This is a genomic window from Micromonospora parathelypteridis (assembly GCF_014201145.1).
In the GTDB taxonomy this organism is placed as follows: domain Bacteria; phylum Actinomycetota; class Actinomycetes; order Mycobacteriales; family Micromonosporaceae; genus Micromonospora; species Micromonospora parathelypteridis.
This window is the reverse complement of the sequence record NZ_JACHDP010000001.1, coordinates 422619-449315: the sequence shown is the minus strand read 5'-3', so window position 1 is coordinate 449315 and position 26697 is coordinate 422619. Positions and strand designations below refer to the sequence as shown.

General features: G+C 69.6%; 21 protein-coding genes. 9 read left to right on the top strand and 12 right to left on the bottom strand.

Annotation, left to right across the window (positions count from 1 at the left end; all coding sequences use genetic code 11):
• Positions 1-5 precede the first annotated feature (5 nt).
• Positions 6-1055: an SEC-C domain-containing protein gene (locus HNR20_RS01905; RefSeq protein WP_229687483.1), complete on the bottom strand. Its 1050-nt coding sequence runs from the start codon at positions 1053-1055 to the stop codon at positions 6-8.
• A 122-nt stretch (positions 1056-1177) separates the two neighbouring features.
• On the opposite strand from HNR20_RS01905, the gene HNR20_RS01900 reads away from it, so the two are divergent.
• Positions 1178-3241: a phosphocholine-specific phospholipase C gene (locus HNR20_RS01900; RefSeq protein WP_229687482.1), complete on the top strand. Its 2064-nt coding sequence runs from the start codon at positions 1178-1180 to the stop codon at positions 3239-3241.
• A gap of 268 nt (positions 3242-3509) precedes the next feature.
• On the opposite strand, the gene HNR20_RS01895 is transcribed toward HNR20_RS01900, so the two are convergent.
• Positions 3510-4751 carry a hypothetical protein gene (locus HNR20_RS01895; RefSeq protein ID WP_184175890.1) on the bottom strand — a complete coding sequence of 414 codons (1242 nt, stop codon included), beginning with the start codon at positions 4749-4751 and terminating at the stop codon, positions 3510-3512.
• Positions 4752-4797: 46 nt separating this feature from the next.
• Positions 4798-5634: an aldo/keto reductase gene (locus HNR20_RS01890; protein ID WP_184175889.1), complete on the bottom strand. Its 837-nt coding sequence runs from the start codon at positions 5632-5634 to the stop codon at positions 4798-4800.
• A gap of 183 nt (positions 5635-5817) precedes the next feature.
• Between HNR20_RS01890 and HNR20_RS01885 the strand changes: the two genes are divergently transcribed.
• Positions 5818-6330 (top strand): sigma-70 family RNA polymerase sigma factor, encoded by a 513-nt coding sequence (locus tag HNR20_RS01885; RefSeq protein ID WP_311736866.1) that lies wholly within the window; start codon positions 5818-5820, stop codon positions 6328-6330.
• Positions 6317-7087, top strand: a complete 771-nt coding sequence (locus HNR20_RS01880) for a hypothetical protein (RefSeq protein ID WP_184175888.1) — start codon at positions 6317-6319, stop codon at positions 7085-7087. The genes HNR20_RS01885 and HNR20_RS01880 overlap by 14 nt, the downstream gene beginning before the upstream one ends.
• 63 nt (positions 7088-7150) lie before the next feature.
• Here HNR20_RS01880 and HNR20_RS01875 read toward each other — a convergent pair whose 3' ends face one another.
• Together HNR20_RS01875 and HNR20_RS01870 are read right to left on the bottom strand one after the other, a co-directional pair.
• Positions 7151-8386 (bottom strand): chymotrypsin family serine protease, encoded by a 1236-nt coding sequence (locus HNR20_RS01875; RefSeq protein ID WP_184175886.1) that lies wholly within the window; start codon positions 8384-8386, stop codon positions 7151-7153.
• A 151-nt stretch (positions 8387-8537) separates the two neighbouring features.
• Positions 8538-8954: a MerR family transcriptional regulator gene (locus HNR20_RS01870; protein WP_184175885.1), complete on the bottom strand. Its 417-nt coding sequence runs from the start codon at positions 8952-8954 to the stop codon at positions 8538-8540.
• An 89-nt stretch (positions 8955-9043) separates the two neighbouring features.
• Between HNR20_RS01870 and HNR20_RS01865 the strand changes: the two genes are divergently transcribed.
• Positions 9044-9949 (top strand): MBL fold metallo-hydrolase, encoded by a 906-nt coding sequence (locus HNR20_RS01865; protein ID WP_184175883.1) that lies wholly within the window; start codon positions 9044-9046, stop codon positions 9947-9949.
• Positions 9950-10107: 158 nt separating this feature from the next.
• On the opposite strand, the gene HNR20_RS01860 is transcribed toward HNR20_RS01865, so the two are convergent.
• Positions 10108-10311: a DUF397 domain-containing protein gene (locus HNR20_RS01860; protein WP_184175882.1), complete on the bottom strand. Its 204-nt coding sequence runs from the start codon at positions 10309-10311 to the stop codon at positions 10108-10110.
• Positions 10304-11191 carry a helix-turn-helix domain-containing protein gene (locus HNR20_RS01855; RefSeq protein ID WP_184175880.1) on the bottom strand — a complete coding sequence of 296 codons (888 nt, stop codon included), beginning with the start codon at positions 11189-11191 and terminating at the stop codon, positions 10304-10306. Before HNR20_RS01855 ends, HNR20_RS01860 begins: the two co-directional genes overlap by 8 nt.
• 231 nt (positions 11192-11422) lie before the next feature.
• Here HNR20_RS01855 and HNR20_RS01850 point away from each other — a divergent pair, with 231 nt between their 5' ends.
• From HNR20_RS01850 to HNR20_RS01840, 3 genes are all read left to right on the top strand, one after another.
• Entirely contained in the window at positions 11423-11725 is a 303-nt protein-coding gene (locus tag HNR20_RS01850; protein WP_184175878.1) for a DivIVA domain-containing protein, read from the top strand.
• The gene (locus HNR20_RS01845) at positions 11722-11973 is read left to right on the top strand and encodes a hypothetical protein (protein WP_184175876.1); all 252 of its coding nucleotides are present in this window, start codon (positions 11722-11724) and stop codon (positions 11971-11973) included. Before HNR20_RS01850 ends, HNR20_RS01845 begins: the two co-directional genes overlap by 4 nt.
• A gap of 330 nt (positions 11974-12303) precedes the next feature.
• Positions 12304-15060 carry a family 78 glycoside hydrolase catalytic domain gene (locus tag HNR20_RS01840; protein ID WP_184175874.1) on the top strand — a complete coding sequence of 919 codons (2757 nt, stop codon included), beginning with the start codon at positions 12304-12306 and terminating at the stop codon, positions 15058-15060.
• A gap of 516 nt (positions 15061-15576) precedes the next feature.
• On the opposite strand, the gene HNR20_RS01835 is transcribed toward HNR20_RS01840, so the two are convergent.
• Positions 15577-16074 carry a hypothetical protein gene (locus HNR20_RS01835; protein WP_184175872.1) on the bottom strand — a complete coding sequence of 166 codons (498 nt, stop codon included), beginning with the start codon at positions 16072-16074 and terminating at the stop codon, positions 15577-15579.
• Positions 16075-16193: 119 nt separating this feature from the next.
• Here HNR20_RS01835 and proA point away from each other — a divergent pair, with 119 nt between their 5' ends.
• Positions 16194-22211, top strand: coding sequence for an anti-phage protein ProA (gene proA / locus HNR20_RS01830; protein ID WP_184175870.1), 6018 nt, complete (start codon positions 16194-16196; stop codon positions 22209-22211).
• Between the two features lie 133 nt (positions 22212-22344).
• Here the strand turns inward: proA and HNR20_RS01825 are convergent, their stop codons facing one another.
• Genes HNR20_RS01825 through HNR20_RS01810 form a run of 4 tightly spaced genes read right to left on the bottom strand, consistent with a single transcriptional unit; the run spans position 22345 to position 24487 of the window.
• Positions 22345-22542: a DUF4926 domain-containing protein gene (locus tag HNR20_RS01825; protein ID WP_184175868.1), complete on the bottom strand. Its 198-nt coding sequence runs from the start codon at positions 22540-22542 to the stop codon at positions 22345-22347.
• Position 22543: 1 nt separating this feature from the next.
• Positions 22544-23704, bottom strand: a complete 1161-nt coding sequence (locus HNR20_RS32050) for a WXG100 family type VII secretion target (protein ID WP_229687480.1) — start codon at positions 23702-23704, stop codon at positions 22544-22546.
• Positions 23701-24021: a type VII secretion target gene (locus tag HNR20_RS01815; RefSeq protein ID WP_184175866.1), complete on the bottom strand. Its 321-nt coding sequence runs from the start codon at positions 24019-24021 to the stop codon at positions 23701-23703. Before HNR20_RS01815 ends, HNR20_RS32050 begins: the two co-directional genes overlap by 4 nt.
• Positions 24008-24487, bottom strand: coding sequence for a YbaB/EbfC family nucleoid-associated protein (locus HNR20_RS01810; RefSeq protein WP_229687479.1), 480 nt, complete (start codon positions 24485-24487; stop codon positions 24008-24010). Before HNR20_RS01810 ends, HNR20_RS01815 begins: the two co-directional genes overlap by 14 nt.
• A gap of 89 nt (positions 24488-24576) precedes the next feature.
• Between HNR20_RS01810 and nhaA the strand changes: the two genes are divergently transcribed.
• Positions 24577-26511 carry a Na+/H+ antiporter NhaA gene (nhaA, locus tag HNR20_RS01805; protein ID WP_184175864.1) on the top strand — a complete coding sequence of 645 codons (1935 nt, stop codon included), beginning with the start codon at positions 24577-24579 and terminating at the stop codon, positions 26509-26511.
• Positions 26512-26697 lie beyond the last annotated feature (186 nt).

Below are 26697 nucleotides of genomic sequence, written 5' to 3'. Positions count from 1 at the left end.
CGCTCTCAGCTACGGGAACGCGGCAGGCAGTCCTTCTTGTACTTCAGACCCGAACCGCACCAGCAGGCGTCGTTGCGCTCCGGTGGCCAGGGGATCCGCGCGCTGGGCCGAGCCGACACCTCGGCGGCGTAACCCGCCCGGACCGCCACGTCGGCCGGGTCGCCGTCGCGTCGACCGGCGAAGGCGTTCAGCCCGGCCACGGACGCGGTGAACACGGCCAACCCGGCCTGACCGGCACCCGTCAGCCGGACCAGCTCCTTCTCCAGCAGGCCCCGGTGCGCGTCCCAGTCCGACCCGTACACCTCGGCGAGCCCGGGGTGCTCGGAGAGCAGCCGATCGAACTCGGCCCGAGGCCAGAAGAGCAGATCCGACTCGGCGCCCCTGCGCTCCCCGGCCCGACGGACGAGCTGGGTCTCCAACCGGTCCGCCAGATCGTCCTGCCGGTCGTGCGGCAGGTTGAGATCCCGGCGTACCCGATGCCGTTGTTGAAGCAGGAAGAAGAGCACACCCGGCGCGTCCGGCGGACCGAGCTCCACCACCGGGTCGATCGCCGTGCTGGTCGCCGCGGACGCCCCGGCGGCGGTCGCGCGCTCACTGAGCAGGGTGTCGACCGCCTCGCTCAGCCACGTCTCGGCGGTCGACGAACGCCCACTGGCGTCCAACGCGGCACTGACGTAGGCGGGGGCGTCGGGCTGCACGAGCAGCAGAGGGCGTAGCGCGGTCAACTCCGCCATCGCCTCGTCGTCGCGACCACCGGCCCGGAACAGGGCCCGCGCCCGCAGCGCTCGGGCGAACCCGGCCCGCGGGTCGTCCCCGGACGGGTACGCCGCCAGCGCCTGCTCCGCGTACCGCAGCGCGGCATCGGGTCTCGCCCGGATCTCGGCGATCTCGGCGGCCAGGGTCAGAGCGTCCCCGGCGTCGTCCGGATCCTCCAACCGGCCCTGCTCGGCCGCCTCGGCGATCTCGGCGGCGACACCGAGCGGATTGGCCGTCCCGAGCGCCGAGCGGCGAAGTTCGGCGAGGCCAGCCTTGGTGAGTACGTCTTTCGTCGACACGATCTCACGGTACGTCGGGGTGCTTCCGCCCGGCCCAACTATGGCCATCTGGTGTCAACCCACCGTCGATAGCGTCCGGTCGCCAGTTTCCCGAACAAGCACCCGATGGGGGAGTAATGGGCATGGTGGATCGGCGTACCTTCCTCAAGGCGTTGGGCGTTCCCGCGATCGGCGCGGCGCTTCCGTTGGACCTCAGCAAGGCACTCGCCATCCCGGCGAACAACCGGACCGGCTCGATCAACGACGTCGAGCACGTCATCATCCTGATGCAGGAGAACCGCTCCTTCGACCACTACTTCGGCGCCATGCGGGGCGTACGCGGTTTCGGTGACCCGCATCCGGCGACGCTGCCGTCCGGCAAGGACGTGTGGCACCAGCCCAACGGCGCCGACGAGCTGCTGCCCTTCCGCCCCGAGGTGAAGGATCTCGGCCAGACGTTCCTCCCGGACCCGCCGCACGGCTGGAACGACGGGCACGCCGCCTGGAACGACGGCCGGTTCGACAAGTGGGTGCCCAACAAGGGCGTCACGGCGATGACCTACCACACCCGCCAGGACCTGCCCTACCACTACGCGCTCGCCGACGCCTTCACCGTCTGCGACAGCTACCACTGCTCGCTGATGGGGCCGACCGACCCGAACCGCTACCACATGTGGAGCGGCTGGGTGGGCAACGACGGCAAGAACGGCGGCCCGGTCATCACCAACGCGGAGGCCGGCTACGACTGGTCGACGTACCCGGAGCGGCTGGAGCGCAACGGCATCTCCTGGAAGATCTACCAGGACGTCGGCACCGGCCTCAACGCCGCCGGCTCCTGGGGTTGGACGAACGACCCGTACATCGGCAACTACGGCGACAACTCGCTGCTCTACTTCCACCAGTACCAGAACGCGCAGCCCGGGACGCCGCTGGCCGACAAGGCCAAGACCGGCACGGAGATCAGGACCCAGGGCCGCGATCCCCAGGCGCTGCTGGCCGACTTCCGCGCCGACGTCGAGGCGGGACGTCTCCCGGAGGTCTCCTGGATCACCGCGCCCGAGGCGTACACCGAGCACCCGAACTGGGAACCGGCGTACGGCTCGTGGTACATCTCCCAGGTCATCGACATCCTCGCGTCGAACCCCGAGGTGTGGAGCAAGATGGCGCTCTTCATCACGTACGACGAGGAGGGCGGCTTCTTCGACCACGTGGTTCCGCCGACGCCCCCGCAGACCCGCGAGCACGGGCAGTCGACCGTCCCGACCACCAACGAGATCTTCCCCGGCGACGCCGACCACCCGGCCGGGCCGTACGGCCTCGGAATTCGGGTGCCGATGATCATCGTCTCGCCCTGGACGCGCGGCGGCTACGTCAACTCGCAGCTCTTCGACCACACCTCCCTGATCAAGTTCCTGGAGGCGCGCTTCGGGCACGGCCGGCCGGACCTGATCGAGAAGAACATCACCCCGTGGCGCCGCGCCGTCGTCGGCGACCTGACCTCGGCCTTCGACTTCCGGCACCCGAACCGGTCGCGCGACGTCAGACTGCCCGACACCGACGACTTCAAGCCCGAGGAGCTGGTCCGGCACCCCGACGAGGTGCCGGTCCCGCCGGCGGACCAGCGGCTACCGAAGCAGGAGCATGGGGTACGCCCGGCGCGGCCCATCCCGTACGCCCTGCACGCCGACGCGCGCATCGACGACGACTCGCTGCGCATCGACTTCCGCAACTCCGGTGGGGTCGCCGCGGTCTTCCAGGTCCGCCAGGCCGGCAGCGCGGACGCCCCACGCAGCTACACCGTCGAGCCGGGCAAGCACCTGACGGACACCTGGAAGGTCGAGTCCCGCTACGACCTGTCGGTGCACGGGCCGAACGGGTTCTTCCGCCGGTTCACGGGCGACCGGTCGCACCTCGACATCACCCCCTCCTACGACGAGCGCGACTACAAGGTCGTCCTCACGCTCAAGAACCGCGGGTCGAAGCGGGTCGAGGTGACCGTCCGGGACAGGTACAACTCCCGTCCGGTCAAGCTGTCGCTGCGGGCCGGCGAGACCGAGCGGTCGACCTGGGCGCTGTCCCGCACCCACGGCTGGTACGACCTGGCTGTCAGCGTCGCCGGTGACGCCGGCTTCGAGCACCGCTACGCGGGCCACGTCGAGAACGGCAAGGACAGCATCAGCGACCCGTCTCTCGGCGGACTCGTCTAACCGATGCCGTGTCACCCGGGCCGCACGTGGCCCGGGTGACACACCTACGCCCCGCTGTCGGCCCGCCGCTTGATGAACAGCACGGGCGATCGCTGGCCGGAGGCGGATGTCTCGTTGAGCGCTATGACTCACAGGTATATTTATGCCTCACAGTCATAACGCTCGTCGTGGTACCCGCTCGTCCGGAGGTCACGATCTGTAGCGGCCAAGCCGTGCCGTCGGTGCACGGCCTTCAGACCGTGACAACCGGCAACGCGACACAGGCGGGCTACCGAATGCGTCCGAGGTACGCCAGCATCGTCTCGCGGCTCCTCGGCAGGCCGTACTCGCCGACGAGCATGGCCACGTTGCCGAAGTCCTGCCCGTCGATCAGCCACGGCTCGGTCGACCGGCCCAGCGCCTCGGCGAGCCGGCGCTGCCGGGGCTCCAACGCTGCGATCGGCGTCCCGGCCGCTGCCGGACCGTCCGGGAACGCGAGGCGCAACGCCACGCCCAACACCGTCAACGACCGATCGCCGCTGACGGTGGGCAGCCGGTCGAGCAGCGCGTCGAAGGCGCGGTCCGTGTGCTGCGGGCCGAGCTGCCGCAGCGCGAGGCTGGCGTAGCCACCGAGATCACCGTCGAGGAACGGCACCCAGTCACCCTCGACCGGCCCGGTGGCGGCGTCGTCGAGCGGCGCTGACGCCCAGCTCAGCAGCTCCTCGATCGTCGCCGGACCGGCCGCCGCGCCGAGGACCCGGACCCGACCGATCGCGGCGGCCCAGCGGAGCACCGGGCGCGGATCGACCAACCAACGAACGTCCGGCGCGGCACCCAGCAGCCCGGAGGCCACCAGCATCGTGGCCACCTCGCCGAGGGTCGATTCGACGCCCGGTCCCTGAGCGGCGTCGATCGCGCCGTTCAGCGCGGTCACGCTGCCGTCGGCGTCCTCCGGAAACCAGGCGAGGGCGTAAGCCGCGACCGTCCGCACACTCGGATCGGGATGTCTCAGCAGAGTGCGAAACACGGGAACACCGGCCCGCACCGCGTCGTAGGTGGTCAGCTCGACGTACGCCCACAGCCGACTCTGCTCCGCCGCGGACAGGGACTCGACGTAGGTGTACTCGACGTACTCCTTCTTCGACTCGTCGGTGCCGGTCCACGGGGGCGGCTTGGCGGCGAGCAGCTCACGCCCGCCCTCGGCGGCCCGGCGGAACTCGGCCACCGGGAAGCCCTCCGGCAGGACACCCTCGTCGAACCCGACCGCCAGGAGGCTCAGCAGCCCGGCCACCGCCGCCGGGTCCGGGGTGGCCGGATCGGCGAGCAGCTCCAACAGGAACGGAACCGCGTACGCGCTCGCCTCGAACCGACTGCCCTGGTGGAAGATATTGGTGTAGAGATCGCCCAGGGCCTCGTCCCGGGTGGCCGGGTCGGGGGAGATCAGTGCCCGCAGTTGGCCGGGCACGTCGTCGGCTGCCCCGTAGGCGTGGCCCAGCCGCGCCCAATCGATGTCGTCAAGTCCGTCGAGCACGCGCCCATACTCTCCCGACCCGGTGACAGTCTGCCGGCCGGGAAGGTCAGAACTCCTCGTACACCGCCGGGTCCTGGTCCGCGAGCCGCCCGTCCGGGCGGCCCAACGCGGTGATCGCCTCGACCTCCGCGTCGGTCAGCTTGATGCCGAAGACGTCCAGGTTCTCGACCTGCCGCTGCGGGGACGCGGCCTTGGGCAACGGGATCACCTGGCGGGCCACGTGCCAGGCCAGGATGATCTGCGCCGGGCTGACGCCGTGAGCGGTCGCGATCTCCACGATGGCGGGGTGCTGCTGCAGGTCGTTGCCGCGGCCGAGCGGGCTCCAGCCCTGCACGAGGATCCCGTGCTCCCGGTGGTAGTCGATCGCTTCCTGCTGCGGGAAGTACGGGTGCACCTCGATCTGGTTGACCACCGGGGCAACCCCGGTCTCGGCCACCAGTCGGTCGATGTGCTCAGGCAGGAAGTTGGACAGACCAATGTGCCGGACCAGGCCACGCTCGCGTGCCTCGATCAGCGCCCGCCACGCCTGCACGTACAGGTCGACCTTCGGGTTCGGCCAGTGGATCAGGTACAGGTCGACCCGGTCGAGGCCGGTGCGGAACACACTCTCCTCGATGGTGGTCAGCGCCTCGTCGTAGCGGTGGTGCCGCCCCGGCAGCTTCGACGTGACGATCAACTCGTCGCGTACGTCGCCCGCCGCACGGGCCGCCCGGCCGACCGCCCCCTCGTTCTCGTAGTTGACCGCCGAGTCGAGCAACCGGTAACCCGCCTGGATCGCCTGACCGATCGCGTCGACACCGGCCGAGCCGTTCAGTCGGTAGGTGCCGAGCCCGATCGCCGGCAGGGTGGTGCCGTCGGCAGCCGTCAGATGGGGAATTGTCATGTTTGTGACCCTACCCGCACGTGGTGGCGTCTCGATGGCGAGTGCGGCTTGGACGAGCGCGGCGTGGGCAGCGTCTGGGGATACCGGTGCTTGCGAGGGCCTGAACGAGCCAACTGGATGCCCCAACCGGGGCGGCCTCTGCTTCGTCAAAGATACTGAGGACGTCACCGAGGGGACCCTGTTGTGGCCGGTTGGGAGCGAGTGCTGACGGATCTCGTCAGCACCAGAGGCATGGCGCTGAAACGCTACGCCTTCCTGCTGTGCGGCAATGACAGCGATGCCGAAGACCTGGTGCAGGACGCGTTGGTGCGTGCGTTCACCCGACCACTACGCGACGAGATCGAAAACCCTGAGCAGTACGTTCGCAAGGCCGTCCTCAACCTCTACCTCGACCGGGTCCGTCGGCGCAGCGTGTGGCGGCGAGTGATGCCGTTCGCGGCCGCGCCGGACCGAATCGAGGACGACTCAGGTGCCGTCGATGCCCGCCACGACCTCCAGGCGGCGCTCCTGGCGCTCGCCCCCCAACAACGAGCCTGCGTCGTCCTCTACTACCACGTTGATCTACCAATCCCAGAAATCGCCGCACAACTCGGCTGCGCGGTCGGCACGGTGAAACGCCACCTGCACGACGGTCGACGCCGCCTGGCCAGGCTGCTGCACGATGACACCAGGGAGGACGACCGTGCCGTCCGATGATCGTCTTTGGCGGGACCGTCTGGCAACCCTGGCAGACCGGGCCGCTCCGCCGTCGTTCGCCACCGATCGCCTGCGCGCACGTGTCCGGCGGCGGCGCAATCTACTGGCGGCCGGAACCGGCGCCGCGTCGATCATGGTGGTCTCGCTGGTGACGGTCGCCGCGGCCGGGATCGTAGGTGGCGGTGATCCGATCACCAGCACGGGTGCCACGCCCGGGCCGTCGACTCCCACCGGACCCACCGCCACCACCGGAAGCGAGCCTGACGTGTACGTCTGCGGTGACCGCTACGACCACCCCGGTTCAACTCCGGGAGGCATCCTCACGGCAGAGGTGTCCTCGGTAGCCAAGGTGAATGACGACTCTGGCCCCGCAGTAACAGTGACATTCGCTGCCACGCGGGCGGTCCACGTGGCCTCCAGTCCGCCATCGCTCCTTCAGGTCCTCTACCTGAAGGGCGGCGTCATTGTCGGCGGAGGGCCGATGGTCAACCAGCCGGGCGACACCATCGGCCAGGGCGTCGACGCGATCCGAAGTGGATTCGATCTCGCTCCCGGCAAACCTCACGAACAGCAGCTCGGTCCGCGAGAGATGTTGTGCCCGTCCCTGACCTGGTCCGAGATCTGGGCCACGCCAGATCGCTACGAGGTCGCTTTGGTGCTCGGCCCGATCGAAGACCGCGGGAAGGAGTTGATTCTCGGTGTTCCGCTCCCGCCCACTGTCGCCTCGCTGGTGGTGAAAGCACCACTGCCGGGCTGAAACGACGCTCTCCCCACGCTGCCCTGACTACCGGGCCCCACAGAGAGAGCGTCGATGTCAGAGTCAGGGCGCGAGTGACATTCCGAGTATGTTGAAGATGGCCGGGGCCTCCGTCCACCTCAAGTTCGTGCCGCCACTCTGGCTCACGATCCCGCGAGCCTGACGAACGTTGGCACTCACGTTGAACACAAGTCCTCCGCTGTCACCGTTTCGGGCCGCCGTGAGGCCGTCGCGTTGCCGCCCCTCCACGCCGCCATGGGTGATGCCATTGGACCCCACCCAGGTAAGCCAACTGGTGGTCACCTGGATGCCGCAAACGACACCGGTGGCGTAGCCCGTGTGGCAGACCCAGTCTCCGGTGTAGGAGAGAGCAGAGCTGGTCACGTCATTCACCGAGTAGGTGGGTGACTTGCCGTCCCACGTCCGGCTCGCTGTCGTCCCGGTGGACGAGGTGTCGATTGCTACCGCGTCGTAATAGTCGGAGCGCGTGGTGGTTACGCCAATCCTGTTACGTCCACCACTCTCCCAGCCGGTATAGATCGTCACGCTGTTGGCGAAGCAGTGCCCAGCGGTAATGAGAAATGATCGTCCATCGGACTTCCGACGGGCGGGCAGGCCGGACGTGCAGTCGTATCCTTCACTCTGCGTCGTTCCAGACGCGCTCAAGGCCGCGCCCGAGATCCATTGAGGGCTGTCCCGCCGCCGCGAAGCGTCGGCCATTGCGGGAGCCGGCTCGACGACGGTAGGAACGCCGACGAGTTCGGCGACGGGCCGCCGGGCGACGGCCGACGGCGTCAACGCCTCCGCAGCACGTACGACATCCCGGGCACGAACCCTCAGATTACTGCCGTCGGCGGGGACCGCCACGCTCTCGATGGACAGGTCGGCACGCTGCTGCTCGCCGATGAGTCGCTCACTCGCTGACTTCAACTCGACGAGGGTGTGACTGCCCTGCTTCAGCTCGATCCGGTCGGCTTCGATCGTTGGATCGGTCTTCCGCACCGCGGCCAGGAACCCCTTCGCGGCGCCGAGGTCCGTCAGATAGATCTTGACCGTTCCGGTCGTCCCGTCCAACTCGAGACCGGAGAAGACGTTGCTGTGAGACGCAGCCCCGACCGTAGCGGCCGCACTCGCGATATCCCGCAACGGCTGAAGCAGGATGCCCTGCTCGGCGGACGACATGGCCGCGATCTGCTCATTCGTTAATTGAGGCGGATCCGCCGCGGCCGGATTACCCAACATCGCAGTCGTCGCCACCAAGGTCACCGCGATGACGGCAGCCCCCCGCACTGTGGACATCCAACTCCTCCTCGTATTGCAATGAAGAGGCAGAGCTTATTCGGCCATGATTGACCTCGATGTCCCGGAACGACTGATCCGTACAAAAGACGAACTGCACCAAATTATGCTGGCAGTGCGTGTCCAGGGCGGGGTGACCTCAGCGCTGCCATCACTGATGGGCGGCTAGTTCGGAATGTCGTGCGTCTGGCGCCGACCTGGCGGCGAAGCTGCTGCACTCGGGACAGGTCGACACCACCGGGTGGGCGCAGGCGAGTACGTGATCAAGGAAGTCCTGCGCGGCGTGCAATCGGCGGATCTGGTCGATGAGCTGGTCCCGCCGGTCACGTACCAGCGCGGCGCGGCGCTGACCATCGCCGCGATACAGGTCTTTGATCTCGGCCAGTGACATGCCGGCCCGCTGGCAGAGCTGGATCAGACGCGCCCTCGTGATCGTCTCGTCGTCGTAGACCCGGTGTCCGTTGGCAAGCCGGGCCGGTTCGAGCACCCCGACCTCCTCCCAATGTCGCAGCACATGCGTCGGGACGCTGACCAGCGCCGCCGCGTCTCCGATTCGCCACGTCGTCACGCAGGCTCCTTAGGAATTGACTTCAGGTCGACCTGAACTTCTACGGTGCTCCCCCTGGCGCGCGGTGCGCCAGGATAGGGGAGAAGCTCATGATCCACGGGGTACGTCAGGCTGCGGTGGCGGCCGGTGCGTTGGCTGCGGTGCCGTACCGTCTGATTCGGCCGCGCCCGATCGACCGGCGCTTCCTGGCCGGGCTGTCCGACGCCGGCATCCCGCGCGGGGATGTCGAAGTCGAGCTGATCACATTGGACCAGACGGTGCGGTCGGTGCCGACGCCACTGATCGCCGAGGCTGTCCGGAAACCACGTCGGGTCGGCAACGCCCTGACCACGTACGTGATCCGGCATCCGGAGGTCACCGTGCTGCTAGACCCGTCGGTCTGTACCGACGTCGGCGACCGGGTGATCGGCGAGCTGCCGTGGACGTTGCGGCCGGCGGTGCGGCCGCGCTATCAGGTGCTGCCGACCACGATGGCGCTGGAACGGGCCGGCATTCCAGCCGACACGATCGACTTCGCACTGCCCACCCATCTGCACTGGGACCACGTCTGCGGTCTGCTCGACCTCCCCGGCCTGCCGGTCATGGTGCGAGAGCGGGAACGGGACTGGATGATGTCCGGCGACATCGCACCGGCAGGCGGCGTCCGAGCTGCGCTGCAGGGCCGCCGGCTGGACAGCTACGAGTTGCAGGGGCCGCCGGTGCTCACCTTCGAGCGCAGTCACGACCTGCTCGGCGACGGGTCAGTGATCATGGTCGAGCTGGCCGGACACACGCCGGGGAGTGCCGGCGTCCTGCTCCGTACTTCCAACGGGCCGGTCCTGGTTGCCGGCGACGCAGCCTGGCACGGACTGCAGATCGAACACGTCCGGCAGAAGGCGCCGTACCCGGGGTGGCTCGTCGACGACGATCGCGACGGAGCCTTCCGTACGCTGCACCGGCTGCACGCGGTCCGGAATCAGGTCCGCATCATCCCGACCCACGACCCGAGCGCCTGATCCCTGATCCGAACCTCGTACGTCGCCGCCAGCAGCGCCACCACGCTGTCCCGTTACGCAGCGGCCGACGGGGCCTGCGGGTCGCGCACGCGTGACTGGCGACCAACCGAGGAAGAGGGCATCGGTGTCGTGCCTGCACGCCATCGGCGAAGCCGAATTCAGCTGGCCCGTCCCTCACGTTTGGCGGTCGCGATGAAGTTGGTCCATGCCTGCGTGGTGAAGGTGAGTAGCGGACCCGAGGAGTCCTTCGAGTCGCGGACGGAGACGACCCCGGAGAGGTTCATGGCGACCTCGACGCAGTTGCCGCCGTTGTCACCGCTGCGGGTGCTCTTGCGCCAGTGGGCGCCGGTCAGGTCAGTCATGCCGCATCTCCCCGATGAGCCTCTTGATCATGTCTTTCGATTCTGCCTCGTCAAGCGCGAGGGCCACCAGCCCTCTCCACGTGTCCTCGTAGGCCCTGAGCTCATCTGGCTTGTCGAGGTACAGCGCCCCGGTAAGCGACTCGCTGTAAACCACCGAGGGTTCGGGTGCAGTCCGACCGCCGTTGGTTGGCGGAAAGTCGAGGACCACGAACGAGCCGGCGACCGCTCCAGGGTGCGGCCCTGCTGCGAGCGGCACCACTCGCACTGAAACGTTGGGCTGCTCGGAGACTTCGAGTAGATGTTTGAGCTGGTCGATCATTACGCCATAGCTGCCAACCACTCGGCGGAGTACCGCTTCGGAGAGCACTGCGTCCAAGCGTGGGGGCTGTGGCAGGCGACGCCTAAGCAATGCCTGCCGTTGTAGCCGCACCTCGACTGCTTGCTCACGCTCTTCTGGGCTAAGCCGACTCCCTGGCTGGAAGAGTCCAAGCGCGTAGGTGCGCGTCTGCAGCAACCCGGGAATCAGTGTCTCGCCGTACTCACGCAGTCGGGCCGCGGCAGACTCCAACCCCACGTACAGCTCGAACCAGTTCGGCACCGCATCGCCGTACGCGTGCCACCAGCCCTTCGACTTCGTCTCCGTGGCGAGCCCGCGCATTGCCTCGGTCATTTCAGGCGACACCCCGTACAGCTCGCACATCGCCTTGACGTCGAGCACCCGGACCGAGCCTTGGCCGCATTCGAGGCGCCAGATCTTCTGCCGGCTGTATTCGAGGGCTTCGGCGGCAGCGTCGAGCGTCACCCCGGCCTCGTTGCGGAACTGTCGCAGCAGCCGGCCGAGTTGTCGGCGCGGCACGGTCGATCCGATGTCGTCGGGCATCCGCACACTCCCTGGTTCCGTCACGCAACACTGCGTGACCTGCTCCTGCAACTCCTACGGGTTTCAACAAAGAAAGTCAATGCACAACGGCGAAATTGCGGTGTGGAACGTTGCCTCTCCGCTGCGGACTGTCGCAGGCTGATCACAGCACGGCGGCCGGCCGGTCCCCCCGAACGGTCGCCGTGCTTCCCCGAACACCCCTCGCCCCTCCGATCAGGAAGGCCGGCAGACATGAACGCCAGAAACCAGCGACCAGAGCCGCCGAGCGGTGGTGCGACCTACCGTTCCGCCGCGTACACCGGGCTGTTGCCGTGGCAGGTGCGCGAGCGCCGCTTTCCACCGACCGGGCTCGGACGTCGCGGTCTGAACCCCGACGACGTGTACGCCTTCCTCGACCGCGTCGCCGGCGACATGGCCGCCGTCTACACCGCGCTCGCCGAGAGCCGCCGCGAGACTGCCCGGATCAAGGCCGGCCTACGTCGCTGGCAGACCGATCAGGCCCGTGCCGGCAACGAGCGAGGCCAAGCCCGATGAGCCAGCGGTACGTCGTCCACCTGCCCGTCGTCGCCAACGACCTGCCTGCCGCGCAACGCCTGGCCCGGGTCATCGGCCGGTGGATGCTGGTGCTGCCGATGGCGGACCCGGGGGAGACCACCGTCTCCGAGGAGGACCAGCAGTTCCTCCGCCACCGGGTCTTCTGCGACCTGCGGCTGCCTGGCGGCCGGCGCTGCCTCCTCCGCGACGGCCACGACGGCCCCTGCGCCCGCCGGCTGCGCAGATGACCGTTTCCAACAGGGCCACCAGCACCCGGCGTCGGGTGCTCCGGGGCCGTCACGATGGCGACTGCTCGCGACGCCTGCACCGCGGACACAACCAGCCGATCCGGCATCTCAACTGCCCGTTGTGGGCGAGACCACGTGGACCTTGCCGGCCGCTGAGTAGCCCGGGTCAGCTCGCCGCCTGCTCGAGGTAATCGGAAACCGACCGCAGTGAACATCTTCACTTGCCGACAATGAGCACGTAGCCTGCCTGAAACGATTCATTGAGCGGAGGCCCGCGTGACTCGTCACCTTCCCCGATTCCGATCGGCACCCCGGCGGCGTCGAACAGCAGTGCTCCTGGCTGCCTCGACGGCCGTCGCGGTCGTCCTCAGCGGAGCCACACCGGCGCTGGCATCCCGGGGCCACGCTCCCGGTGCTCCGGTCTCGCTGACGGTCGGCGACCGAGGTCACCCACTCAACGTCGAGGGCATTCCGCGGTTCGGCTGGCTGCCTCGGGACGCTGATCCCGGTGAGACGCAGACCGCATACCAGATCACGGTCACCGCCACCGGCGGCGACCGGGTCTGGAACTCTGGCAAGGTCCGCTCCGACCAGCAGTCCTACGTGCCGTACGCGGGGCCCGCCCTAAGCCCCGGCGCTGCCTACGAGTGGACGGTCCGCACCTGGGACCGCACGAACCGGCCGTCCCGGACCGCCACCGGCGCCTTCGAAACCGGCCTCGCCGACACCCAGTGGGAGGGTGTCAGCTGGATCCGGCGCGCCACCACCGAGGCCGACGATTACACCCTGGCCCGCACCGAGGTACGCCCCAACGCCAGCCGCGTAGTCCGGGCCCGCGCCTACACGGCTGCGGATCACACCTTCGAGCTGTACCTCAACGGCACCCGCGCCGACCGGGGCACCTCCTTCGCCTACCCGGGAGAGGACTACTACCAGGCCGCCGACGTCACCAACCTGGTGAAGGCCGGCAAACCGCTCGCCATCGGGGTGCGCTACCACTGGTACGGCAGCGGCCAGGGCCGCCCGACCGGTGCCCGTGGCCTGCTGATGAAGCTGGTCGTCGAGCATGCCGACGGCACCCGGGAGGTGTACGGCACCGACGGCTCCTGGCAGGTCGCTCGGGACACCCAGTTCGTCGCGAACGCCGAACGCCGCAACGGCGAGGGTGACCGGATCGAACAGCAGGACGCCCGCGCCGAGGTCGCCGGTTGGACGCGGCCCGGCTACGACGGCAGCGCCGCTGGCTTCACCGCCGCCGAGGTACTCGGTGCGCACCCGACCGCGGCGTCGCCGCACCTGATCGGGCAGGAGACCCGGCTGTCCGAGACCACCGTCGCCCCGGTCGCGCTGCGCACCGCCGCCGACGGAACGGTGGTCGCCGACTTCGGGGTAGTCATCCCCGCCCGTCCCGTCGTGCGCTTCGACTCCGGCGTGGCCGGGCGCGCGGTCGACCTGCGGGCCGGCTACACCCTGACCGACACCGGCCGGGTCGCCACGTCCACCCTGGAAACTCAGGGCACCACCATGAGCTTCCCCTACCTGCAGAAGGACGGGGCGCAGGAGTTCCGGGCCTTCACCCACCTCGGCTTCCGCTACCTGGAGATCCCCGGCGCCGGCGAGAAGATCTCGGCGCGCGACGTCTCCGCCGTCGTGGTGCACACCGACACACCGGCCGGCCGGGAGGCGAGCTTCACCAGCTCGAACGCGACCCTCGACTCGGTGTGGACGATGATGAAGCGGTCCGCGATCTACTCCGTCCAGGAGGCGTTCGTTGACACTCCCACCCGGGAGAAGGGCCAGTTCCTCGGCGACGCCGCAAACATCTCGTACGCCACAATGGCCGCCTTCGGCGAGCGCGACGCCACCCAGCAGGCCATCCGCGAGTTCCTCCGCTCGGCCACCCGCTACTGGACCGCTGAGGCCGACCGTGGCCGGTACAACGCCGTCTACCCCAACGGTGACGGCAAGCGGGACATCCCCGACTACTCGCTGATGTTCGTCGACTGGGTGTGGCGGTACTGGACCGAGACCGGCGACCGCGAGCTGCTGGCCGAGGCGTACCCGGCCATCCGCGACACCGCCGAGTACGTGCTGCGCCATATCCCGGCCACCGGCCCCACCGCAGGCCTGGTCACCAACCTGTCCGGCGGGAGCGGTGGCTACCGCTACGGCATCGTCGACTGGCCCGAGCCCGGCCGCTTCGGCTACGACATGACCACCGCCGCCCGGACCACGATCAACACCCAAGGCGTCGACGTGCTGCGGACCACCGCTCGGATGGCCGAGGCCCTTGGCCGACCCGCCGACGAGGTGACCGCGTACGACGGGCGGGCCGGGGACCTCACCGACGCGGTCAACGCGTCGCTGCGCGCCGCCGACGGCAGCTACGTCGACGGCCTGTCAGCCACCGGCGAGCGCAGTGGCCATGCCGGGCAGCACGCCACGTCGTACGCCATCGCCCACGGGCTGGCACCACGGGGCGACCTGCCCGCGCTGGCGGATCGCATCGCGTCGATGGGCATGAAGCAGGGTCCGATGACGGCCCACTGGCTGCTGCGGGCGCTCGCCGACGCCGACCGGCCAGACGCGGTGCTGCGGCTGCTTACCAACCCGGACGACTTGGGCTGGGCGAACATCCTCGCCCAGGGCGGCACCTTCACCTGGGAGGCCTGGACCCTCGACCCCGGCAGCAACTTCAGCCAGTCGCACGGCTGGGGAGCGCAGGCCGTGGTCGACGTGCAGGAGACCCTGCTCGGCGTCCGTACCGCCAGCCCGGGCGCCGCCGTGGTCGACATCGTCCCGCCCGCGGTCGGGCTCGAACGGGCCAGCGGCACGGTACCGACGCAGCGCGGGGCGGTCCGCCTGGATTGGCGGCGCACCGGGGCCGGCCTCCGCGTCGACCTGGACGTGCCGGTCAACGTCACCGCCCGGGTCGCGCTGCCGGTCATCCCCGGAAAGTCCTATCGGGCCGCCGGTCCGAGCAAGGCCACCTTTGTCGGGATCGAGGACGGCCGCGCCGTCTTCCAGGTGGGTTCGGGCCGGTCCAGCTTCCACCCCGTCGCCGGCTCGGCGGCCCAGCCGCGCTGACTCCCTGACCCTTGCGCGTAGTGACGAAGAGCCGGGCGGGCAACCGCCCGGCTCCCCGTCGACAGCAGTCGGCGAGACTAAAACGTTTCACAGTGCGAACCCGTGGTGCTGTTCTTCGGATCGTCGGCCGGCGGATCAGTCCGGGTTGTCTTGGGAGTCGCCTCGGCAACAGGGAAGAAATCATGGCGAATCTCGGGCAACCGCGAGGCTGGCCCTGGCGGGAATGGGTCAGGTCTGGGCCGCCTAATAACTCCTAACGAAATGATGTTGGGCGTAACCCCCGGGACGTGAGGGTCGTTCTGTCTGAACGTGAGGAGGGGTGAGTAGCCGCCGTGGATCGTCTCGGACGATCTCTGGGCCGAGATCGCGCCGCTGCTGCCGCCCCGACCACCACGGCGGCACCGGTGAGAGCCGCCGACCAGCTCGACATGTCCCGGGCGGTGATCGACGGAACCCATGTCCGGGCGTTTGGTGAATTCGGAGCCAGCGACGCCGCCGCTGAGTCGAGAGGGCCGGTCAGCTGGCCTGCGAGCCCAGGCTGAAGCCGTCGAGCAGGTTGATGAGCTCGTCGTCGCGGCTCACCTCGTAGCCGCGCCGGCGCAGCTCGGCCACCAACTCGCCCTCGCTGGCGAGCGCAATCTCGAGGTAGTCGCCGTCGTGCAGAGTGAGCTCGCGCTTGCCGTACCGCTCTTGCAGGTCCTTGGGCAGCAACGTGAACGCCCGCACGGCGGCCATCCGCGGCCAGGTTCCGTCGCCGACAGCACCCACCTCGGTGATGTCGAAAGCCTTGTCGTCGGCGTACCCGTCCTCCGGCTCGTGGTATTCGGGGCCGGCGGGGTTCCACAGGTGGGTCATTCGGACCTGCCGGGCCTCGCCCCAGGTGCGCGCGGCGGCGAGCGCCCGGATCTCCGCGGCCTCCTCGGTCGCGGTGCCGGCGTCGGCGAAGGCGAGGCAGTCGTGCATCGTGGCGTAGCCGTAGACCAGGCGCCGGCTGTTCGGGTGGTGCGTCGTCATGGCGCACATCCTGCCCCAGACGTACGACTTCCAAGATCGTCGTACGGCCGGGGCCCTCTCCACCGGTCGGGTGACCGCTAGGCTGGCGTTCCCTGGTCTCGTCACCTGGAGAAATGCCCATGTCCGACAGCGTCTTCGCGCAGTTCACCGCCGACGACGACCAGCTCGCAGTCGGGCTGCTCGTGCAGCCGGCGATCAACGCCGCCCTGGTGCACAACCGGGTGCCCTTGGTCCGTCACCTCACGCTCGTCAACAACGGTGCGGTGCCGCTGACCGACGTGACGCTGACGTTGGAGCTGCTTGGCCCGGACGGCGCGCTGACCGAGCCGTGGACGCGCACGCTGGCCGCGCCGTTGCGGCCCGGGGCGAGCACGAGCTGGGACGACTTCCGCGACTTCACGCCCGACCGCGTGCTGCTGTACCGCACTGACGAGGCGTTCCCCGTCGACTACCGCCTCACCGTCAAAGCAGCCGAGGCAGCCGAGGCGGTTGCGGATCACAACCCGTTGACGCTGGTTGCCCCGTCACGAGTGTTGGCGCACAACGAATGGTTCAACAGCCCCGCCCTGTACGACAGCCTGGCGGCCTTCGTGCAGCCGAACACCCGGGCGGTGGAGGCGGTCCTGCGGGCTGCCGCCCAACTTCTGTTGGCGCGGACCGGCTCCGGCTCTCTGCAGGGCTATCAGGAGGGTTCGGAGCGAGCAGCCCTGATCGCCGGCGCCGTGTACGAGGCGTTGCGCCAACTCGAAATCACCTACCAGACCCTGCCGGCGTCGTTCGAGAACACCGGCCAGAAGGTACGGACGACAGCCGCGGTGCTGGACGGCCGGCTCGGCAACTGCATCGACCTGTCCGTCACGTACGCCGCATGCCTGGAGGCGGCAGGGCTGCATCCGCTGGTCTTCATCAGCGAGGGGCATGCCTTCGGTGGTTTCCTGCTGGAGGACGAACGGCTGGGCTCGGCCGCGCTGACCGAGAGCAACCTGCTGATCTCGATGGTGGACTCCGGTCGGGCGGTGCCGGTCGAGCTGACCCGCATCGGGCCGGGCGCACAGTCGGCGACCTTCACCGAGGCGGTACGGGTCGGGCTCGGCCACTTCCGCGGCGACGGCGAGCGCATGCAGGGCGTCGTCGACGTCCACCTGGCCCATCGCTCGGGGATCCGCCCGCTGCCGTCCGCCGACGAACTGGTCACCACACCGCTGGTCCAGGAAGTGACCGCCGACGCGGGAGCGTCCCTCGACCTTCCACCCGGTGTCGCGGCGGCGAAGCTGCGCCAGCTCGCCGACGAGGGCGAGGAGGTGCCGCACCAGTCCGACGGGTCCCCGGCGCGCGTGCAGCAGTGGAAGAAGTCGCTGCTCGATCTGAGCCTGCGCAATCCGCTGCTCAACCTGCCCAAGCGTGGCCGTGGGCTGGACCTGCACGTGCCGGCGGGTGCGCTGCCGCTGCTCGACGATCTGATCCACGATGGCCGTCAGGTACAGGTCATCCCGCAGGACGACATCAGTCATGTCCACGAGCTGGCCGGGGCACGCCGTGCGCAGGACCTCGACGCGGAGATCCTCACCCGGGAGCTGCGCACCGATCGCCGGGTCTACGGCGCGGTCACCGACGCCCGCTACAAGACCGCGATGCGGGCGTTGCAGCGTGAGGCGCGCACGATGGAGCAGGAGACCGGCAGCAACTACCTCTACCTGACCATCGGCACGCTGGTGCACACCAAGACGACCGGGGGAGAGGCGTACGCGCCGCTGTTCCTCCTACCGGTCCGCATCGAAGGCGGCAGCGGCCGTCGCCCGTACGCGATGGTCATCGACGGTACCGAGGTCGCCAGCCCGAACTACTGCCTCATCGAGTGGTTGCGGGTCAAGCACAGCGTGCGGATCCCCGAGCTGGAACAGCCGGTCCTCGACGAGCATGGCATCGACATCGCCAAGACCCTGGCCGCGATCAACACCGGCCTGCTCGACAACCGGCTCAACTACCGCATCGACGAGACCGCCAGCCTCCGGCTGTTGCAGTTCTCCACCTTCCAGATGTGGCGGGACCTCACCGACCACTGGCCGCTGTTCATGGAGAACCCGGTCGTCCGGCACCTGGTCGAATCCTCCGGCGCCACGTTCGACGACCCCGCCCGGCCCGAGCACGACGTCGACGTCGCTGTCGACGAGGCGGATTTGCACCTGCCGATCCCTGCCGACGGGTCGCAGATGCAGGCCATCGTCCGCGCCGAGCGCGGCCACTCTTTCGTCCTGGAAGGCCCGCCCGGTACCGGCAAGTCACAGACCATCACCAACATGATCGCGCGGGCGGTCAGCGCCGGCCGGTCGGTGCTGTTCGTCGCCGAGAAGCAGGCCGCCCTGGAGGTGGTGAAGCGCCGCCTCAAGCAGGTCGGTCTGGGGCCATTCGCCCTCGACCTGCACGGGCGCAAGCAGTCCCTCAACGCGATCCGCCAACAGCTACGCGACGCCCTCGATCAGTACGATCAGGGCGGCGACGGCACCTGGACGGCCGTCGAGACGGCGTACCGGACGCGGCTCGCCCCGCTGACCGACTACCCGGCTCAGGTGCACACCACCAACCCCGTCGGGATGTCACTCTGGTCGGCCTACGAGCAGACCCTGGCGTACGGGGACGGCCCGGTCGCCCCGATTCCGGTGAGCTACCTGCACGCACCCGCCGAGGCACGCGCCCAGGTCGAGACGACCCTGCGGGAGTTCCCGGCGGCCGCACGATCGGCGCGGCTCCGGGCCGCGCACCCGTGGGCGCTCAGCGGCTGCCGCGCCCTCGACGGGCTGCACGGGGCCGCCGTCACCGAGATCGCCGCCGAACTCGAACGTCTCCGTGCCGACCTCGCCGCCCACCCGCACCTTGTCGACCTGCTGCGGACACTGCCCGCCCCGGAAAGCGTGAGCGAGCTGCAGGCAGGCGCCTGGTTCGCCGTACGCGGAATGCTGCCGGACCGGGAAACCACCCTGCACGCCAGCGACCGACGGTGGGACGAGGCGGTGGCCCGGCTCCAAGCGGACCTGGCGGCCTTCCGGCAGGGCTTCGCCGGTGAGTTCGCCACCTTCCGGCCGGACGTGTTCGCCCGCCCGGAGCTGACCGCCTGGGATGGTGAGGCCCAGGAGGCCGCCAAGAAGCTGTTCGGTAAGCGCAAGCGTCGGCAGGCCGTCGCGGACCGGTTGGCGGTGCACCTGGTTGCCGGCGCGACGCTTGACGTCGAGCGGGCGGAGGTCATCACCGGCCGGCTGGTGGCCGCCCAGGCGCAGGCGGCCGGGCTCTACCAGCATGTTCTTGCGGTGGGCGGGCTGCGGCTGCCGCAGTGGCAGCCCACGGACCCGAACGCTCAGGAGCGGCTGACCGAGGCGATCGACGCGACCCGGGCCGGCCGGACACTTCTGGCGCGGCACCCGCAGGCCTGGGAGCTGTTCCAGCGCGGGTTCACCGACGGCGGTGCGGTGCTACTCGACCGGTTCGCCTCGCGCTGGCGGGCGTGGCGTGGGGTGTTGCGCTCGGCCGGACCCGAGCTGGCGCTGTGGGCAGCCGGTACGCACTGGTTCGACGCCTGGCAGCGCGACGGCGCAACCTGGCTGCACGAGCTGCAGATCGAGGAGCTGTTCCCGCTGCGCCGATGGGCGACCGTCCTGACGCACGCCGACGTGCTCGCCTCGGCCGGCCTCACCGACTTCCGGGACCAACTGTTGCGCGCCGAGGTGCCCGCGCAGCTGGCGGAGGAGGTCTACCGGCGGGGCGTCGCCGCCGCGTCCCTCGCCGAGCGGGTACGGGCCGGCGGGCTGCAGTACTTCGACCCGGAGCTGCACGACGACGAAATCAACCAGTTCGAGGTGGCCGCCGGTGAGCTGCGGTCCGCGCTGCCGACGCAACTGCCGGCGGTGCTGGTCCGTCGTCGGCCCTTCAGCCCGACCGACCGGCGTGGACGCTTCGCCGACTTCGCCGCGGAGCTTCGCCGCAAGCGAGGCGGCAGGTCCTTCCGCGAACTGTTCGAACAGTACCCGGACGCGGTGCTCGCACTGACCCCGTGCGTGCTGGTCAGCCCGGCGTCCGCGGCGAACTTCCTGGCACCGGGGAGCCAACGCTTCGACCTGGTCATCTTCGACGAGGCGTCGCAGATCCGCGTGGCAGAGGCGGTTGGTGCGATGGGTAGGGGCAGCGCCGTGGTGGTGGTTGGCGACTCCCGACAGATGCCGCCGAGCAGCATCATGCAGGCCAGCCACAGCGTCGACGAGGTCGACGAGGGCAACGGCCCGGTGCCGGAGGACCTGGAGAGCATCCTCAGCGAGGCCGTCGAGTCGGGACTGCCGCAACGATGGCTCTCCTGGCACTACCGCAGTCACGATGAGTCGCTCATCGCCTTCTCCAACCGCTACTACTACGACAACAAGCTCTCCAGCCTCCCGTCCCCTGGCGCCACCAGTTCCGCCGGTGTCAGCTGGCGGCGTGTCGACGGTCGGTACGACCGAGGTGGATCCCGAACCAACGAGGTCGAGGCGCGGGCGATCCTCGCGGACATCACCCGGCGGCTGCACGACCCGGCGACCGACACCCAGTCCGTCGGCGTGGTCACCTTCAACATCCAGCAGCGGGACCTCATCCTCAACCTGCTGGAGGAGAGCACCGACCCGATCATCCGCGAGCACCTCTCCGGGGCGGTCGCGGAGCCGATCTTCGTCAAGAACCTGGAGAACGTGCAGGGCGACGAGCGGGACGTCGTCCTGTTCTCCCTGGCCTTCTCCACGAACCTGGAAACCGGCCAGCTCCCGCTGAACTTCGGCCCGCTCAGCCAGGCCGGCGGCGAACGGCGGCTCAACGTGGCCATCACCCGCGCCCGCCGCCAGGTCGTCCTCTATTCCTCGTTCGACCCGTCGGACATCGACCTGTCCCGCACGTCCGCGCTGGGCACCCAGCACCTGCGGGCGTACTGCGAAATGGCCGCCGCCGGAGCGGACCGCCTGGGCGACCTCGCGACCGACCGCACCGAGCGACGCAGTCGGATCCGCGACGAGGTGGCCGGGGCGCTGCGCGACCGCGGCCACGAGGTCCGCACCTCGCACGGCCTCTCCGACTTCACCGTGGACATCGCCGTTCGCAGACCAGGCTCACCCACGTGGCAGGTGGCCGTCATGCTCGACGGTCCCGACTGGAGCGCCCGCCCGACGGTGGCCGACCGGGACTCGGCGCCCACGCTCCTGCGCTCGATCATGGGTTGGCCGGAGGTCGTGCGGTTCTGGCTGCCGGCGTGGATCCACGACCGATCGGCGCTGCTCGACCGTGTCGACGACGCGGTCACCCGTGCTGAGGCCCCCGCGACCGCCGAACCGGAGCCCGAGTCGGCAGATGCGCCGTACCGCGACGTCGAACTGCCGCAGCCGCGTTCCGCAACGGACGTCGAGCCGCCGCACCCGGCACCGGCCAGCGAGTTGCCGCAGCCGCGCCTCGGGGCGGACGAAGAGCCCCTCCTGGGCGCCGTGCCGGCACCCGTCACCGGACTCGCCGTTGAGTCCGTACCGTCTCCGGTGGCGGTCGCGCCGACGACAGCCTCGGGCACCATCACGGCGAGCCCATTCATCCCGTACGTCCCGACGCCGCTCGGCGAACAGGCCGACCTCGACCTGCTCGCCACGGACCAGCGCGTGCGCGGTCTGATGCGGAACGCCCTCCGCGAGATCATCGAGGCGGAGGGGCCCATCGAGCAGCACCGCCTGGCCCGCCTGGCCCTCGCCCGGTTCGGTTTCCTCCGGACCCGGGAAGACCGCCGCAGCGCCGTGCTCGCGCTCGTCGACTCCCGCCGGCTCCACACGCACCCGACCGTGAGCCGGTACGCCTGGCCCGAGGGTGCAGACCCGCAGACGCACCGCGCGTACCGGGTGACTCAGACAAGCAATGACCGCGCGTTCGAAGAGGTGCCGCCGGAGGAGGTCGCCAACGCCTTCGTGCACGTGCTGCAGGGCGTACCGAGCATGGACGAGGAGCGGCTGCTGCGCGCCGGTCTGGAGCGGCTCGGCTACCGCAGGCGTACCGACAAGATCGACAAACTACTCCGGTACGGGCTGCACGTCGCCGTGACCAGCGGTCGCCTCCGCTTCGACTCAGAGGGCCGTATCACCCTCGGCTGACGAGAGCGCGCCTCAAATCGGTGAGCGGCACGAATTGACGTAGCCGGTCCGGTAGCGGTGGAACGGGTCACGTCTTGGGCGCCTCAGCCGAGGTCGTGCTCGTCCAGGCGGTGTGGGACCGTGCGGCGAATGACTAACCGTCGCGGTGGATTACCTGGTCGGCCCGGAGCGTGACCATGGCGACGGTACGGCCGTCGGCGTCGGCGAACTCGACTTCGTACGCGGTCGAGGGGTCGCTGAAGATATGAACGACCGTCCCCACTGCCCCGGCAGGCAGTTGCTCTGCCGGCATGGCCTCTCGGAGCTCAACCACGTCGTACAGCTCCAACATGTCATCCTTCCTTGGGCGGGAACGAGATGGTGACCATCCGAGGTGTAGATGCCCCGTTCTCCAGTATCCAGGCTGTGCGGACGGTGATCGTGCCACCGGGCCCGGTCAGGGGAAGGTCCACGGACCACCGCTGGCCGAACTCGTCCGCCTTACCCAGCAAAGGGTTGCCGGCGAGTACGCCCTCGCGGATCTGCTGCACGATCACGTCGGCGTCGTCCGGGCCGAGGCCGGTGACGGAGCTGATGACGCGGTACTTGTTCTTACCGACAGGGTGGTCCGGGTTCATGGCGTAGGCGGTGATCTTCCTGGAGTCGATCTCGGCCTTGGTGAAGTCCGGTCGCCTGGGATCACCGGGAACCTTTGTCGGCCCGGACCCGTCGGGCCTCTGCGGGCCGGGCGACTGCTTCTGGAGTCGCCCCAGTGCCTGCTTGAGCTTCTCGATGAGGTCGCCGAGTCGGCGAACCTCCGGGATCAGCCGTCGCAGGCTGGCCAGCAGCCCACGCAGCAGTCGTGCGATCCGAGCACCCCAGGACGCCACCAGCGTCGTGACCTGTTCGACGACGAGCGGGGTGGCCAGTCCGCCGGTGATGACGAGTTCGCCCGCGTACACGATGATGCGGGACACGCAGGTGGCGATGGCGTCGCGGACCAGGAGCCGGACGGCGGCCACCAGGCCGGCGGCGCCTTCGGTGATCGCGGCCATGGTGTCGGCGCCCTGGGCGAGGCCGGTGATGGCCTGCTGTTGCTCGGCGGACCAGGCCCGGTAGGCGGGACCCGCACTGCCGCCCCAGCTGCCGATGTCGTCGCGGACGGCGAGAGCCAGCGCGGCGGCTTCCTCGCGTAGGGACCCTGCAACGTTGCGCCAGGTCTGGGCGTGTGCGGTGATCTGCGCGGGGTCGCCGGCGAGCCAGTCCAACGCCTCGCTGAGCGGCTTGACGTGTTCGATGAGCCAGGCGATCCCGTACTGCAGGAGGGCGCCAACCGGGTCCGAGACGAAGGCGAGGGAGTCCAGGCCGGCGCTGACCACACCGAGGCTGCCGTCGATCCAACTGCCGCTGCGCACGCCCTGCGCGATGAGCTCGATGTCCTCGCAGATCCAGACGCCTGCCCACGCGCTGGGTGGCGCGTCGGACGCGGTGGCGATGAGCGGGTTCGTCGTCACCGCCGTTGCCGTGTCTGATCGAGTAGGTGGCTGGCGCGGGCGTCCGAGCTTCGGTAGCGGTCCGCGCTGGTTCGCAGCCTTCCGGCGGTGTCCCGCACCGACCCGGTGGCGGCTCCGATGCCGTCGACGAGGGTGCGTTGCAGGCCGTCGAGCAGCATCGGCATCATGGCGCAGAGCTGCCCGTAGGCGTCGCCGCCCAGCCGGACGTGCTGGCCGGCCTGGCGGGCGGTGTCGAGGTTGCCGGCGCAGCGATCGAGGCGTGCGGCGTGGGCGGTCAGGTCGTCCGGGTCGACCTGGATGCCGTCACCGGCCGGCATCGCTTGACCCCTCGTCGCGGATCAGCCGGCTGCGGTACGAGTCGATGATGGCTCGGGCACTCGCGTCGTCGCCGAGGGACTCCGCGGTGACGTCACTGACCTGCCGCAGCAGGTCGGCGCGCGCGGCCCTGGTGGTCTCCAGGATCTGCTGTGCGGTGCGTGTCCCCGATTGTTGCCGGATGCGCTCGTCGAGCCGCAGGTCGATCAGCAGGCCGGCTGCGTCGACGGTGACGTCGACCGTCCGGTCGGCGTTGTGGGCGGTGCCGGTCAGATTCTGCATCCTCGCCGACAGCGTCTTCGCCCGCTCCGCCCGTTCGGCGAGCGACGACTCCCAATCGTCGAGCCGGCGCTGCGCCGCGTCTAGCGCGGCGTCGTCCGCCCACATGTCGACCCTCCCCAGGGGACCACCGCCGACCACCGCCAGCAGGATCACCGGTACGCTACCAACCGGTGGCGCTGCGTGCATGCCCCGAACCCTGGTCGGCCAGGAGGGATGCCGCCCCCGGGGCGAGGATTCGGCGCCAAATCGGGGGAAGGTCCAGGAGGATTGTCCCCGTGACGAGCAACAACCCGCTGCGGGGATGGTCCGCCCGAACCGCCTGGGAGGGGCGGTTCGACGCTCCGCTGCGCGCGTTCCTACGCACCGAGACCGGCGGCGCACGGGTCGTGCTGGTCGCCGCGGTGGCGGCGCTCGTATGGGCCAACCTGCACGTGTCGTCGTACGAGTCGCTCTGGGGCACCTCCCTCTCGCTGCAGCTCGGCGACTGGCACGTGACACACGACCTGCGTACCTGGGTCAACAGCGGCCTCATGACGTTCTTCTTCCTGGTCGCCGGGCTGGAGTTGCGCCGCGAGCTCGACATCGGCGAGCTGCGGGAGCGGCGTCGGCTGGCCTTGCCGATGCTGGCCGGGATCGCCGGCATGCTCCTGCCGATCGTGATCTATCTCGTCATCAACGCAGGGCACCCCACCGCTGCGGGCTGGGGTGCGGTGATGGCCACGGACACGGCCCTGGCGCTCGGCGCGCTGGCCGTCTTCGGGCCGCGCTTCTCGGATCGGCTGCGAGGTTTCCTGCTGACCGTCTCCGTCGTCGACGACCTGGTGGCGATCGCGGTGCTGGCGATCGCCTATCCGGACCATCCTTCGCCGAGGGCGCTGCTCGTGGCAGCGGGAATCTTCGGTGTCGTCCTGCTCGTCCGGGGCTTCCGCGTGCGGTTCGGGCCGGTCTACGCGCTGCTGGGGGTGGCGGCCTGGCTCGCCGTCTCGGAGTCTGGCGTCGACCCGGTCGCGGTGGGCCTGGTGATGGGGTTGCTGACCTACGCCTACGCCCCGGGTCGCGGAGACCTGCAGCGGGCGAGCGATCAGTTCCGCCTCTTCCGGGAACAGCCCACACCGCAGCTCGCCCGCATGGCCCGGGCCGGGCTCACCTCGGCGCTGTCCCCGAACGAGCGGCTGCAGACCCTCTACCACCCGTGGGCGAGTTACGTGGTCGTGCCGCTCTTCGCGCTGTCGAACGCCGGGATCGTGATCGACGGCGACCTGCTGGCCAGGGCCGTGAGCTCCCCGGTCACGCTCGGTGTCGTGGTCGCGTACGTCGTCGGCAAGCCGGCCGGAATCGTCGTCACCTCATGGCTGGTGGCTCGGCTGAGCGGCAACCGGTTACGGCCACCCGTGGGCTGGCTTGCCGTCGTGGGGGTCGGCACGGTCTCCGGTATCGGGTTCACCGTCGCGCTCCTGATCGCCACCCATGCGCTCAGTGGCCCCGCCCTGGATGAGGCGAAGCTCGGCATCATCGTCGCGACGCTCGGCGCGTCCCTCGTCACCTGGCTGGTCTTCCGCTCTGTCGGGCGGCTCTCGCCGGCACGGCGTGCGCGGGCGCTGCTGGGCGTCACCGAGGGGATCGTCGACCTGATGTTGCCGGTCGATCCGGAGCGCGACCATATGCGCGGGTCGCTCGACGCGCCGGTGACGGTCGTGGAGTACGGCGACTTCGAGTGCCCCTACTGCGGGCAGGCCGAGCCGGTGGTCCGGGAGCTGCTGGCCGACTTCGCCAACGTCCGGTACGTCTGGCGACACCTGCCGCTCACCGACGTCCACCCACACGCCCAACTCGCCGCCGAGGCTGCCGAGGCGGCGGGCGAGCAGGGGATGTTCTGGGAGATGCACGACCTCCTTCTCGCGCACCAGGACGCACTCAATCCCGACGATGTGCTCGGCTACGCCCAGCAGCTCGGACTGGACCTCGACGGGTTCCGGGAGCACATGGTGAAGCGCATGGGTGTCGACCGGATCGCCGAGGACGTCGACTCCGCCGACCTCAGCGGCGTCACCGGCACCCCGACCTTCTTCATCAACGGCCGGCGCCACCATGGCGCGTACGACATCGCCGCGCTGACCGCGGCGGTGAAAGGGGCGTTCGCGAGCGCCAAGCTCCGCCCCGAGTACCACCGTCGGGATCCCGGGCCTCGCGAGGGCGGCCCGGCGAGCTGACCGCGGGGCCGTGGGTCGGGGTGCGCTGGTCGGTGCCTTTGGAGCTGAATCGTTTGTGACATCACCGGCCGGAGGCGGCAGCCGGCCCGGTCTGAATCGTTTGCGACATCAGCTCCAAAGGCAGCACGCCAACCCCGCTGCCCCGCAGGTGGGCAGGGGCGTTCAGCTGGCCGGAAGGGCGGCAAG